The organism is Fibrobacter sp. UWP2, from assembly GCF_900141705.1.
Classification (GTDB): Bacteria; Fibrobacterota; Fibrobacteria; order Fibrobacterales; family Fibrobacteraceae; genus Fibrobacter.
In genome coordinates this window covers 14,780-27,784 of sequence record NZ_FQYM01000007.1, presented here as the reverse complement: position 1 = coordinate 27,784, position 13,005 = coordinate 14,780, and the positions used below count along the sequence as shown (strand labels likewise).

13 protein-coding genes are annotated in these 13,005 nt (G+C 56.8%); 6 read left to right on the top strand and 7 right to left on the bottom strand.

Features of this window, described 5'->3' with window-relative positions:
• Positions 1-70: 70 nt before the first annotated feature.
• Positions 71-1,066: a tryptophan--tRNA ligase gene (gene trpS, locus BUB55_RS05375; RefSeq protein WP_073188890.1), complete on the top strand. Its 996-nt coding sequence runs from the start codon at positions 71-73 to the stop codon at positions 1,064-1,066.
• A gap of 17 nt (positions 1,067-1,083) precedes the next feature.
• Here trpS and fliB read toward each other — a convergent pair whose 3' ends face one another.
• Positions 1,084-2,088, bottom strand: coding sequence for a flagellin lysine-N-methylase (gene fliB / locus BUB55_RS05370; protein WP_073188889.1), 1,005 nt, complete (start codon positions 2,086-2,088; stop codon positions 1,084-1,086).
• A gap of 30 nt (positions 2,089-2,118) precedes the next feature.
• On the opposite strand from fliB, the gene BUB55_RS05365 reads away from it, so the two are divergent.
• Positions 2,119-2,895: a hypothetical protein gene (locus tag BUB55_RS05365; protein ID WP_143152918.1), complete on the top strand. Its 777-nt coding sequence runs from the start codon at positions 2,119-2,121 to the stop codon at positions 2,893-2,895.
• A gap of 46 nt (positions 2,896-2,941) precedes the next feature.
• Positions 2,942-4,213, top strand: coding sequence for an argininosuccinate synthase (locus BUB55_RS05360; protein WP_073188887.1), 1,272 nt, complete (start codon positions 2,942-2,944; stop codon positions 4,211-4,213).
• Between the two features lie 58 nt (positions 4,214-4,271).
• Here the strand turns inward: BUB55_RS05360 and BUB55_RS05355 are convergent, their stop codons facing one another.
• From BUB55_RS05355 to argF, 6 genes are all read right to left on the bottom strand, one after another.
• Positions 4,272-4,787 (bottom strand): hypothetical protein, encoded by a 516-nt coding sequence (locus BUB55_RS05355; RefSeq protein ID WP_073188886.1) that lies wholly within the window; start codon positions 4,785-4,787, stop codon positions 4,272-4,274.
• Between the two features lie 3 nt (positions 4,788-4,790).
• Positions 4,791-5,516, bottom strand: a complete 726-nt coding sequence (gene rph / locus BUB55_RS05350; protein WP_073188972.1) for a ribonuclease PH — start codon at positions 5,514-5,516, stop codon at positions 4,791-4,793.
• Between the two features lie 15 nt (positions 5,517-5,531).
• Positions 5,532-6,383 (bottom strand): prephenate dehydratase, encoded by an 852-nt coding sequence (locus tag BUB55_RS05345; protein WP_072808584.1) that lies wholly within the window; start codon positions 6,381-6,383, stop codon positions 5,532-5,534.
• A gap of 60 nt (positions 6,384-6,443) precedes the next feature.
• A complete protein-coding gene (locus BUB55_RS05340; protein WP_073188885.1) occupies positions 6,444-7,097 on the bottom strand; it encodes a C40 family peptidase in 654 nt (217 codons plus the stop codon).
• A gap of 35 nt (positions 7,098-7,132) precedes the next feature.
• Positions 7,133-8,104, bottom strand: a complete 972-nt coding sequence (gene bioB / locus BUB55_RS05335) for a biotin synthase BioB (protein ID WP_073188884.1) — start codon at positions 8,102-8,104, stop codon at positions 7,133-7,135.
• A gap of 68 nt (positions 8,105-8,172) precedes the next feature.
• Entirely contained in the window at positions 8,173-9,132 is a 960-nt protein-coding gene (gene argF, locus BUB55_RS05330; protein ID WP_073188883.1) for an ornithine carbamoyltransferase, read from the bottom strand.
• Positions 9,133-9,552: 420 nt separating this feature from the next.
• Between argF and BUB55_RS05325 the strand changes: the two genes are divergently transcribed.
• Genes BUB55_RS05325 through BUB55_RS13955 form a run of 3 tightly spaced genes read left to right on the top strand, consistent with a single transcriptional unit; the run spans position 9,553 to position 12,988 of the window.
• Entirely contained in the window at positions 9,553-10,410 is an 858-nt protein-coding gene (locus BUB55_RS05325; protein ID WP_073188882.1) for a DUF3737 family protein, read from the top strand.
• Position 10,411: 1 nt separating this feature from the next.
• Positions 10,412-11,590, top strand: coding sequence for a MalY/PatB family protein (locus BUB55_RS13960; protein ID WP_143152917.1), 1,179 nt, complete (start codon positions 10,412-10,414; stop codon positions 11,588-11,590).
• A 3-nt stretch (positions 11,591-11,593) separates the two neighbouring features.
• Positions 11,594-12,988 (top strand): MATE family efflux transporter, encoded by a 1,395-nt coding sequence (locus tag BUB55_RS13955; RefSeq protein ID WP_143152916.1) that lies wholly within the window; start codon positions 11,594-11,596, stop codon positions 12,986-12,988.
• Positions 12,989-13,005 lie beyond the last annotated feature (17 nt).

Sequence of the window (13,005 nt, the reverse complement as noted above, 5' to 3'; positions counted from 1 at the left end):
AGTCCCGCAGGCGTCCACTTGCGGGGCTTTTACGTTAAAATGTCACTAAAAAGATTCTATATTTGCGCCCATGAAAAAGATTTCCCTTACGGGCATCAAGCCCACCGGCACGCCGCATTTAGGCAACTACCTGGGCGCCATCCGCCCCGCTCTTGAACTTTCCAAGACCTACGATACGGTCTACTTTATCGCTGACTACCACGCCCTCACCACTGTGCAGAACGGTGCCGAGATGCGTGCGAACATCTACAAGATTGCGGCGACTTGGCTTGCTCTCGGTTTGAACCCCGAAGAGGGCCTGTTCTACAAGCAGAGCGACATTCCCGAAATCTTCGAACTCAGCTGGGCACTCAGCTGCTTTACGCCGAAGGGATTCATGAACCGCGCCCACGCCTACAAGGACAAGGTCGCGAAGAACGAAGCCGCCGGCGAAGATCCGGATGCCAACGTGAACATGGGCCTCTACTGCTACCCATGCCTGATGGACGCCGACATCCTCATGTTCAGCGCCGACATCGTGCCCGTGGGCAAGGACCAGAAACAGCACGTGGAATTCGCGCGCGACATCGCCATCAAGTTCAACAAGCACTTTGGCGAAGATGTGTTTACCATTCCGGAACCGGTGTTCCAGGAAACCACCGGTATCATCCCCGGTCTCGATGGCCGCAAGATGAGCAAGTCCTACGACAACGTCATCGACATCTTCCTCGAGAGCAAGGCCCTCAAGAAGAAGATTGGCAAGATCGTCACGAACTCCCAGGGCATCGAGGAACCGAAGGATCCGGATTCTTGCAACGTGTTCAAGCTGTACAAGCTCTTTGCCACGCCGGAACAGACCGAGGCGCTCGCTGCCCGCTACCGCGCCGGTGGCATGGGCTGGGGCCACGCCAAGCAGGAACTCCAGAACGTTCTCGAAGAACACCTGGGTGCCGCTCGCGAAAAGTACTTCTACCTGCTCTCCCACACCGAAGAAATCGACAAGATTCTCGCGTACGGCAAGGAGAAGGCACGCGTGAAGTCTAAGGCGATGATGGAGAAGGTTAGGAGCCTTCTCGGAACGTATTGACACCGCACGCTCAGTACTTACTCGCTCAAAATTTCAAGGAACGCTGGAACGCTGAAGGCGTCGTTGTTGGCGAAATTCCCCGCGAGGAGGTCCATGACCTCGTCGGAGTATTCGATTTGCTTGGACAGGAGCTTGACGGCGTCAATGCGGGTTCGCGCAATTTCAAATTTCTTCAGCACCATCCAAAAGAAAATGGCGAACTGGACCTTGCCAAGACTGTCGCCGTCGAACAGCGACTTGGCGTAATAGCGGAAGAGCATGTAAGCGACAATCCGGGCGCCGTCATCGTCGCTGAACAGGGCCGCCCCCGGGTCTTGACTACGGGCTCCCCAACCCTGACGGGTGATGCGTTTGTAGGCCTCGTCCCATTCGAGGCCGTAGCTTTCGCCTTTGCCCAGAACTTTGATCCACTGTTTATGAATGGTTTCGAGGCTCGGCGCGGTGTTGGGGTCGCAATCTTCTCCTCCGCAAACCAGTTCTAAGAGCATTTGCAGTCGCTGGTTCAAGGGGATTTCGCGTTGCTCCAGAATGCGGAACATCTCTTGACGCTCGGCAAAAATCATATCACGCGCCTCGCGGGCGTCGTCGGGGATGTCGTCCTCGGGTTCGTTCACTTCACTTTCGACAAGGTTGAATGTTGACGCGTCACCGCTGCAATCCAACAGCAGCCGGACGCCTTCTTCGCAGCAGAGCCCGATTCCTTTTTCCATTACATCGCCGTAGACTTCCACAAAACGCGGGTGCTCGCGGCACGTGTCGCCGAGGTAGCTTTCGCCGAGGTTCGAGATGACCCTACAGAGTCCGTCGGCATTCAAAAACGGGCAGCGGTTTTTCGCCTCTAAGGTGAACTGGTTGTTGCAGGTTTTTGCCCGCAGTTCCTCGCCAAACGCGCCCGGCACGCGGCGGTATTTTTCCATGGTGCTCGGGTCGATACCGATTTCCCACCCAATGCAGCAGCAGTCGGTGCATTTGTCGGCGACGCAGTGAAATTTGTGGTAGAAATCGGGCGTGCGGAGTAGCATGACCCAAAACTAGTTATTTATATTATGGATGTGAAAAGGATTTTGCTATGGATATGTTGCCTTGCGATTTCGGTGCTTGCCGCCGAAACGCCTTCGCCTGCAAAACAGGTGGGCAACATTCCGCTGCCGCACCAGTCCGCCTATACGGGAGTGGGGCTGGGTGTGGGCATTGGCGCCGGCATTTTCAACCCAACAGAGGACTGCGACTGCCTTGGCATTTGGCAGGATCAGCTTGAGTATTTTTATACGGATTGGCTCAGTGCTGGGGTTGACGTGCGTTTTTTTGGAGGTGACCTGGATGGAGAAACGAACGTCCTTTATCAGCGTTACCGCGGCAATGTCCGTTTCCATTTCCCATTCAACTCGTTTGATTTGTTCTTGGCTCCAGTTTTCGGGCTAGAAAATACCGATATCGAGGAAATTCGTGACGAGTGGGACCACCGTGAAAACCGCTGGTGGCTGCCTGGGGCCGAAGTCGAAGTGGATTCGACCCGTAAAATTGACGATTGCGAAAAGATGTTCTCGTTGGACGGGTTCTCGGTGGGCGCAGAAATGGGGCTTGGTTGGAGGTTTTCCAAGTTTTTCGGGTTGACCGGAAGCGCTCTTTACGAGTACAATTTTTCGGCGGCCCAGCTTTTGACCCTTTCGCCGGGGGTCGCTTTTAACCTGGGGGACGCGTGGTCCTGGGCGCAGAACAACCTGTTCTCTGCCTGGATTTCTGTTGAAGTCGGCTTTCAGCGTTACTTCAACCGCGGGGTCTCCGATTGGGCAAATTCAGCCTACTTGGGATTGCAAATCGGCATATAATTCCTATCTTTGTAGCGTCTAAAATTTTCTTAAAGGAAACTAAAAAATGGCTAAAAAAGAATCCAAGAAGAAGGTTGTCCTCGCCTATAGCGGTGGACTCGATACCTCTATCATCATTCCTTGGCTCAAGGAAACCTACGACGTCGAAGTGATCGCCTTTGCCGCCGACCTCGGCCAAAACGACTTCCCGAACGCGAAGGCCCTTGAAGAGAAAGCCCTCAAGACGGGTGCCAGCAAGTGCTACGTTCTCGACCTCAAGAAGGAATTCCTCGAAGAATACGTTTGGCCGACCGTTCGCGCCGGTGCCAAGTACGAAGGTACGTACCTCCTCGGTACGTCCTTTGCCCGTCCGCTCATTGCCAAGTACCAGGTGAAGATCGCCGAGAAGGAAGGCGCCTACGCTGTGGCTCACGGTGCTACCGGTAAGGGTAATGACCAGGTCCGTTTTGAATTGACCTACGCTGCCATGAACCCGAAGCTCGAAGTCATCGCTCCGTGGAAGGACCCGCGCTGGACATTCCATAGCCGCGAAGATGCTATCGACTACGCTGCCGCCCACAAGATTCCGCTCAACGGCATCAGCAAGAAGAAGATTTACTCCGAAGATGGTAACCTGTGGCACCTCTCTCACGAAGGTGGCGTTTTGGAATTCCCGGAACAGGAACACAAGTACGAGTTCCTCAAGCACACCAACACGTACGAGAAGGCTCCGAACAAGGCCGACCATGTGACGATTACTTTCGATAAGGGTAATCCGGTGGCTATCGACGGCAAGAAGATGGGCGCTGTCGAACTCCTTGAATACCTGAACAAGATTGGCGGCAAGAATGCTTGCGGTCTCTTGGACATCGTTGAAAACCGCCTCGTTGGCCTCAAGAGCCGCGGCGTGTACGAAACTCCGGGTGGCACGCTCCTGTACAAGGCTCACGAATGCCTGCAGCAGCTCGTGCTCGACAAGGAAACTTTGTTCGAATCCCAGAAGATGTCTATGACGTATGCGAACCTCGTGTACAATGGCCAGTGGTTCACCCCGCTCCGCCAGGCTATGGACGCCTTCTTCGCCGAAGTGAACAAGGTCGTTACCGGTGACGTGACCCTCAAACTCTACAAGGGTAACATCATCCCGGCCGGCATCAAGAGCCCCTACAGCCTCTACGACATGGGCCTCGGCGGATTCACCGATGTGGACATGTACGACCAGAAGGACGCCACGGGCTTCATCCGCTGCTACGGCCTCCCGCTCAAGACCCGTGCCCTCTTGCTCGGCAAGAAGACGAACGTGGACTTCGGTGGCGTTCCAAGCCTCAAGAACAAGTAATTGGGTTCTTGACCGAAATTAAAAACTCGCTCACGTTTGTGGGCGAGTTTTTTTTGAACTAGATTTCTATCATGTAGCCCACGCGCCAAATGATGTACTCGGGCTCGTCGTGCTTTTTGAAGTAGTGGATGGGGTAGGCGACCTGCGTAAAGAATCCGTACAGGTGCGCCCAAATTTCGGCAGATATGTCGAGCGTCTCGGTGTAGTTGTACGGGTAGAGGTACATCTCGCCGTTGGCGTCGTTGAATGCCTGGTGCAGCTTGTTGGGCGCTTCGGCGAATTCATAACCGCCGCCCACGCCCACGTCCAGCTTAAACGGGAGATTCCTGAAAAAAGTCCATGCGAGTGAGCCGCGGTAGCCGCACCAAAAGTCGTTGGGACCGTTGTGGGCGCCGAGTCCTTCGGCACGGAAGATGACATTCTTGTACCCGAACCCGGCCACCAGAGCGAGCGGCGTCGGATTCCCTACGGATACGCCGCCCTCGAACCTCCATGGGGAGGGCGCGTCGGCTGCGAAAGCCGATGCGATGCCTAGCGCGATGGCGAGCAGTATGGGTACAGATGCCTTGCGCATGGCTTAGGGCAGTTCTCCGCCGATGAGCTCCATCTGTTTTTTGTAGATGTCTTTGCAGGCGTTTTCGCCGAGGTCGAGGAGCGTGTTGAGCATGTTGCGGTCAAAACTGGCGTGTTCGCCAGTGCCCTGCACTTCGATGAAGTTCTTGGCGTCTTGCATCACCACGTTCATGTCGACATCGGCGGCGGAGTCTTCTACGTAGCAGAGGTCGCAGAGCGGCTTGCCGTTGACGACGCCCACGGAAATAGCGGTGATGCCGTGTTGCAGAATTTGTTCGGTGATGCCCAGGCGTTCCTTGATTTTTTTGAGGGCTATAGCAAGGGCCACGAAGCCGCCGATGATACTTGCGGTACGGGTGCCACCGTCGGCTTCGATCACGTCGCAGTCAACCACGATGGCGTTCTCGCCGAGTGCAGCCAGGTTGGCTGCGCCGCGAAGCGAGCGGCCCACCAGGCGCTGGATCTCTTGCGTGCGGCCACTCGCGCCCTTGCGTTCGCGTTCCACGCGCTTGCCCGTGCTCTGTGGGAGCAGGCTGTATTCGGCGGTAATCCATCCGGTGCCGCGGCCTGCAAGCCAGTCGGGAACCTTCGGGAGGAGGGTCGCATTGCAAATCACGCGGGTGCGCCCCATCTCGATGAGCACGGATCCATCGGCACTACTAATAAAGCCGGTAGTCATTTTCAGGGGGCGGTATTCGTCGAATTTTCTGTCGGTGCGTTCGTATGCCATGGTGTCCATCCTTTTTTAATAGCTCAGTTTCTCCGTCGTGCCTTCGCGGAAACTCCCGAGGCGGTACACGAAGTCGCAGTAGCTTTGCAGTTCCTTGAGCGCCTCGATGACGGCAGGGTCCTTCGGGCTTCCTTCGAAGGAGAGGTGGAATATGTATTCCCACGGGCGGTCGGGATGCGGACGACTCTCGATGCGCGTGAGGTTCAGGTCGCGCTTGGCAAAGCACCCGAGGGCGGCATGTAGGGCGCCGGACTTGCCGGAATCGCTCAGCATAAAGAGAAGCGTCGTCTTGATTGTGCCTTCTTCCGGAAGCGGGTTCGCCGTCTTCTGGATGGCGTAAAACCGGGTGAAGTTCACCCCCGGCAAGTTCTCTATACCTTCGGCCAAGATATCCAGGCCATAGAACTTGCCGGCGTAGGCGCTCGCGATGGCGCCCACCGTTTTATCTCCGCGCTTCGCAACCTCTTCGGCACTGCCTGCGGTGTCGTAAAACGCGGTGCTCTTGATTTTCGGGTTGCGCCCGAAGAATCGGCTGCATTGCGCAAGGCCCTGCGGGTGGCTCAGCACCTCCTTCAGGTCAGCAAGCTTTGTTCCGGGGAGCGCGCACAGGCTATGCGAAATCTGGAGCTTGACTTCGCCCACGATGGGGTGGCGCCACTTGTACAGCAGGTCGTAGTTGTCGTAGATGGAACCCGCGGTGGAGTTCTCGATGGGGATTGCCCCGCCATCCACGGCGCCGGTCTCGATGCCCTGGAAAATCTGCTCGAACGTGTCCATCGGGACAACTTCGATATCGTTTCCGAACAAGTGGTAGGCGGCACTTTCGCTGTAGGCCCCGCGACGGCCCTGGAATGCGATTTTCTTCATAGAGGGAAATATAGTTAATAGTTACTAGTAACTCAGAACTCGGAACTGCGCCGCAGGCGCTTACTTAAATCTTCTCCCGCCCTGGTACTTGGGGCTCCAATATTTGTCGTTCATAGGCGAAATCATTACGCCCTTGCTCGTGCTGGCGTGTATAAACCGGTCGCCGTTCAGGTAGATGCCCACGTGGTCGACTTTCCAAAAGCTCCCAAAGAAAACGAGGTCGCCTTCCTTGAGGCTGCCGCGGCTCACCTTGGAACCGCGAGAATCTTTGAACATGCCGGAGGAACTGTGGTCGAGTGCGATGTTGTAGTAGCCCTTGTAGACCTGCATCACGAACCCCGAGCAGTCGGTGCGTTTTTTTTCGGCGGCGCCGTAAACGTACTTGGCGCCGAGCCAACTGCGGGCATAGTCCTCGAGCCCTCCGCGTGGTTTTTGCGGGGGAGGTGCCGCCATCTTGTGGGCGGCGGCGTTCTTTTGCGCCGATGCGGTTGTTTGACGGGCTTGTGCTGCGGGTGATGCCGCGGGGGCGGGGGCCGCCTGGGGCGGTGCTGCCGTTTCGTTCGCCGTTTCGGCCTTTGCCGTTGGCGCCGGCTTGTAATCGCCGATGCTCCGGTCGTAACCTGTGCGCACGGGGAACGTGCAGCCCGCGAATAGGGCTGCAGCGATCATCGCCACGATGAACATCGAAGCGCAGTGAGCCGAGAGACGAATCATCGCCTTAAATGTATATAAAAAGAGAACGGGAGGATTTATTCAATAAACCCGTGCGGCTTGTATCCGAGGCTCTTTACGAGTTCAAAGTCCTTTGCGTCGTGCACACCCGATGTGGTAAGCATGTCGTCGGTGATGGCGGCGTTCGCCCCGCTCTTGAAGGCGCGCACGCCGTTGTCGCCCAGCACGTTCCTTCCGCCCGCGAGCCGCAAATAGGCCTTTGGGTTGATGAAGCGGTAAATCGCCACGATGCGGCAGAACTCGTCGTTAGTGAGCTTTGGGAGCTTTTCGAAGGGGGTGCCCGGGATGGCACTGAGCACGTTCATCGGGGTCGATTTCACGCCGAGCGCGCGGAGGTCGAGACACATGTCAATGCGGTCTTCCATTGTTTCGCCGAGGCCCATGATGCCGCCGCTGCAGATTTCGAGCCCCGCGGCGAGCGCGTTGTTGAGCGCGCCGATTTTGTCGTCGTAGGTGTGCGTGGTGCAAACGTCGGGGAAGTGCCTGCGGTAGGTTTCGAGGTTGTTGTGGAAGCGGGTGAGGCCCGCGGCCTTCAGCTTGTCGAACTGTTCCTTGCTCAAAAGCCCGCTAGAAAGGCAAACGGAGAGCTTCGTCTCATTCTTGATGGCGCGGATGGTCTTGGAAATCTGTTCCACGTCGCGGTTCGAGAGCGTGCGTCCCGAAGTCACGATGGAATAGCGCGGGATGCCCGCGGCTTCCTTCTTTTTTGCGTCGGCGAGTATTTCCTCGGTGCCGAGTAGCTTGTATTCGGGGGCTCCCGTGTGGTAGTAGCTGCTCTGGGCGCAGTACTTGCAGTTTTCGGAGCAGCGTCCGCTGCGCCCGTTGATGATGGCGCAAAAGTCAAAGTCGTCGCCCATAAAATGCTCGCGGATTTCGTTAGCCGCTTGCGTGAGCTCGTCAAGGCCTGCGTCGAGCAGTTTAATGGCTTCTTCGCGGTTGATTTCGTAACCGTCTAAAACTTTTTTCTTGAGTTCCTGAACGAAGGACATTTTTTCGATTCCCTAAAAAAGAAGATGCCCGCACGAGGCGGGCATGAAAATTTTGCTTTTCCCCGCTATTAGGCGTTGAACGGGGGCATTACTTGCCACAGCACGGCCTTGTGTGCGTGAAGCCTGTTCTCTGCTTCCTCGAAGCTCATGTTCACGCTCAGGTCGTCCATGATCTCGTCGGTGATCTCTTCGCCGCGGTGCGCGGGGAGGCAGTGGCTCACCTTGCAGTGCGCTGGAGCGAGCTTCAGCAAGTCGCGGCTGATCTGGAACGGGAGGAAGTGGCTCTGCTTGGAGGCCTTCTCGCCTTCCTGGCCCATGGAGACCCAAACGTCGCTATAAAGAATGTCGGCGTCCTTCACGGCTTCCTTGGGGTCGTTGAACACGCGGTACTGGCAACCGTGCTTCTTGAGGCCCTCTTGGGCTTCTTCCACCACCTTGGCGGGCTGTTCGTAGCCCTTGGGGCAGGCGAGCGTGAAGTTCATGCCCACCTTGGAGGCCAGCGCGAGGAAGCTGTTCGCCACATTGTTGCCATCGCCAATGAAGGCGACGGTCTTCGGCTTGCCGTCGGCGTTCTTGAAACCGCCGAGTTTTTCCTTGATCATCTGGGCAAAGGCGATGGCCTGGCACGGGTGGTAGTCGTCAGTGAGGGCGTTCACCACAGGGATACTCCCATATTCAGCAAGCTGTTCCACCAGTTCCTGCTTAAAGCAGCGCACCACGATGGCGTTCACCCAGCGACTGAGGCAGCGGGCGACGTCCTTCACGCTTTCGCGCTTGCCGAGGCCAATGGAGTTCGGGTCCAAAAGGACGGCGTTCCCGCCCAGCTGGTTCATGCCTACTTGGAACGTGGTGATCGTGCGCAGAGACGGCTTCTCGAAGAACATGGCGATGTTCTGGCCGTGCAGACGGTCAGAAACCTTGCCGGCGTGGACCTCCTGCTTGAGGCTGCTCGCAATTTCTACGGTTTCGAGGATACGTTCTTCGCTCCAGTCCTGGAGCCTAAGGAAATGCTTGTTACGATCAATCATGGATTCCTCCGGGCTTATGTCCGAAAATGAAAAAAACGAAAAAACGGAGCTTTTACACTCCGTCTTTAGGAAATCACTTGAGAATGCTAACGGATATTAGCGAAGTTTCTTTTTGTGACGGTCACGACGACGGCGTTTCTTACGCTTGTGAGTCGCAATCTTCCTGCGCTTTCTTTTCTTTCCGCAAGGCATATTGTATCTCCGTTAAGGGTTAAACTTGAATTTTAGGTTCCAAATAGAGCAATTTTTGGGTGTTTTGTCAAGGGGAGGGGGGATGTTTCCCCCCTAGCGCAAGTTTTTTTTAGCAAAAAATCTTGCGCTACCCACCCTCTCCTAGGGGGCGCCCCCCCTAAAACCCCGCCTTTTTGTAATTTTTGGTTCCTCTTCCAATTTTGTTTTTTTTATGAGGTACAGGCGAAAATGGTAGACGGTAGTGGAAAAAAATGGATAAAGCAGCGGCTTTTGACAGGCGAGCGCGCCCTGTTCAAGAGCGAAAACCTGCGCGTAGAGGACTGCATTTTCGACGACGGAGAGTCCCCGCTCAAGGAATCCCGCGATATCGACGTGCGGGGGAGCATGTTCCGCTGGAAGTACCCTCTCTGGTACTGCAAGAACGTCACGGTGAAGGATTCCGACTGGTTCGAGATGGCCCGCGCGGGCGTGTGGTACACCGAGGACATCTCGGTCGAAAACGCCATCTTCCAGGCGCCCAAGAACTTCCGCCGCTGTAAGGGCGTGTCGCTTGCGAACGTCCAGTTCACGAACGCTGCCGAGACGCTCTGGAACTGCGAAGGTGTGAACCTCAAGGACGTGACTGCGAAGGGAGACTACTTCGCCATGAACTGCAAGGACGTCTCGGTCGAGAACTTTAGGCTCGACGGTAACTACTGCTTTGACGGCGCGAAGAACGTGGTCATCAAGAACTCCCGCATGCTCTCAAAGGATTCCTTTTGGAATTCCGAGAACGTGACGGTCTACGACTCGTTCATTTCGGGCGAGTACCTGGGTTGGAACGCGAAGAACCTGACGCTCGTGAACTGTACCGTCGAGAGTCTCCAGGGCATGTGCTACATCGAGAACCTGGTGATGAAGAACTGCAAGCTCGTCAACACGACACTCGCCTTCGAGTATTCCACCATCGACGTCGAAATCGTAAACGAGATCGACAGCGTCAAGAACCCGAGCGGTGGCAAAATCCGTGCCGCGGGTATCAAGGAACTCATCATGGAAGCCGATAAGGTGGATGTGACGAAGACGGAAATTATTACAGGGGGGTAGTATGCCTCAAGTCAATTTTGACAGCATTATCGACCGGCGCGGGACCTATTCGCTCAAGTGGAACGTGCCTGAGGGCGAGCTCCCGCTGTGGGTCGCCGACATGGACTTCGCGACGGCGCCCGCGGTGGTGGCCGCCCTGCAAAAACGCATGGAATGCCCCGTATTCGGCTACACCGTGATCCCGCGGGAATGGAACGACGCCTACGTGGGCTGGTGGAAGCGCCGCTATGGCTACGAGATGGCGCGAGAATCGCTTGTATTTTGCACAGGGGTCGTGCCCGCAATTTCGAGCATGGTGCGTAAACTCACGACCGCGGGCGAGAACGTGGTCATCTTAACGCCCGTGTACAACATTTTTTTCAACTCCATCGTGAACAACGGGCGGAACGTAATCCAGTGCCCGCTCCGCTATGACGGCAAAACCTACGGCATCGACTGGCTTGCATTTGAATCGGTGCTTGCCGACCCGCAGACATCGCTCCTTATTTTTTGCAATCCGCATAACCCAGTGGGCCGCATTTGGTCGATCGAAGAACTCGGACGCGTGGGCGAACTCTGCAAGGCGAACGGCGTCACGGTGATTTCGGACGAAATCCACTGCGACTTGACTATGCCGGGCAAACGCTACATCCCGTTTGCGAGCGTGTCGGAAATGTGCCGCGACATAAGCGCGGTGTGTCTTGCCCCCACGAAGACGTTCAACATCGCGGGGCTCAACACGTCGGCGGTCTCGGTCGCAAACCCGAAGCTCCGCCACAAGGTATGGCGTGCCCTCAACACCGACGAAGTCGCGGAGCCCAACGCGTTTGCCATCCAGGCGGCCATCGCCGCCTACACCGAGGGCGAACCCTGGCTCGACGCACTCCTCGAGTACATACAGGCGAACCGCGAATACGTGGCGGCGTACCTGTCCGCAAACATCCCGCAAATGAAGCTCGTGCCATCCGAGGCGACGTACCTATTGTGGCTCGACTGCCGCGAATACTGCAAGGCGCGCGGCGTCACATCCGCAGTGCTTGAGCGCGAACTCCGCGAGAATGCGCATGTGTTCATCTCGAAGGGAGTCATTTACGGCGATGCAGGCGAGGGGTTCCTCCGTATGAACATCGCCTGCCCTCGGGCGATCCTCAACGAAGCCCTAGAAAGGATAAAAGCATATATATCAACCACTAAGCACTAATTCATGGATCGCTTGGAACTGGTACGTGACGGGAAGGCGATGAGCCTCAAGCAGATGCTGCTCTTGATTGCGCAGCTGAGTGTCCCCGGCATCCTCGCGCAAATCTCGGTCATAGCGATGGAGTACATCGACGCTTCAATGGTCGGACACCTGGGTTCGAGCGAGGCGGCGTCCATTGGGCTCGTGGCCTCGAGTACGTGGCTCCTGGGCTGCCTCACGCACGCGGTCAGCATGGGCTTTACCGTGCAGATAGCCCACGCCATTGGCGGCAAGCGAGAGTTCCAGGCGCGGAACCTAGTGAAGGTGGGACTGCTTTTTGGCCTTTGCTTTAGCTTGCTGCTCGCGGCGTTCGGCGTGTTTATGCACAATCGAATTCCGGTGATTTTGGGGGCGGACTCCGGCATACACCACAACGCGGCTCTCTATTTTTTGATTATTTCGCTTGGGCTCCCCGCGATGCAGCTGAACGGCATGGCGGCGGGCATGCTTCAGTGCAGCGGCAACATGAAGCTCCCGAGTGCGCTGCAGGTGCTTTCTTGCTTTTTGAACGTGGCGCTCAACTTCTTCTTGATTTTTGGGCCGCACCAGGTGAACGCCCTCGGCTTTACACTACAGGTTCCCGGCGCGGGGCTCGGGGTGATGGGCGCCGCCTTGGGGACGGTCCTCACGGAATTTGTCATCATGCTCCTCATGCTGTACTTTTTGCTGCTCCGCTCCAAGAGCCTGCACCTGCGCGTGCGCGAAAAGATCTGCTTTTCTGTGCGGCAGATTCGCGAGGCCTTCCGCATCGCGTGGCCCGTGGGCTTGGAACAGGTGGTGATGTGCAGCGCCTACGTGATGTTCACCGCCATAGTCTCGCCGCTTGGCATGGTGGCGCTCGCCGCGAACTCGTTTGCCATTACCATCGAGAGTCTGTGCTACATGCCGGGCTACGGCATCGGTTCGGCCGCGACGACGCTCATTGGGCAGAGCATTGGAGCCAAACGCCGCGATCTCACTCGCAAACTCGCCTTCCTCACCACGGGGCTCGGCATGGCGGTGATGACGGTGACGGGCGTGCTCATGTACAGCTTTGCGCCCGAGCTCATCGGGTTCTTTACGCCTGACGAAGAAATCCGCGCCCTCGGGACGGCGATACTTCGTATCGAGGCGTTCGCGGAGCCGTTCTATGCGGCGTCCATCGTTGCGACGGGGGTGTTCCGCGGGGCGGGCCGCACGCTCGCGCCGAGCCTTATGAACTTTGTGAGCATGTGGGCGGTGAGGCTCCCGCTCGCGGCGTTCCTCACGGGCATCTACGGGCTACGCGGCGCTTGGATGGCCATGTGTGTCGAACTCTGCTTCCGCGGGTTCATTTTTGTTGTGCGGCTTTCGCGCCGGTCGTGGATTCCGGTGCACTGAAGGTTGGGGAGCCTTCG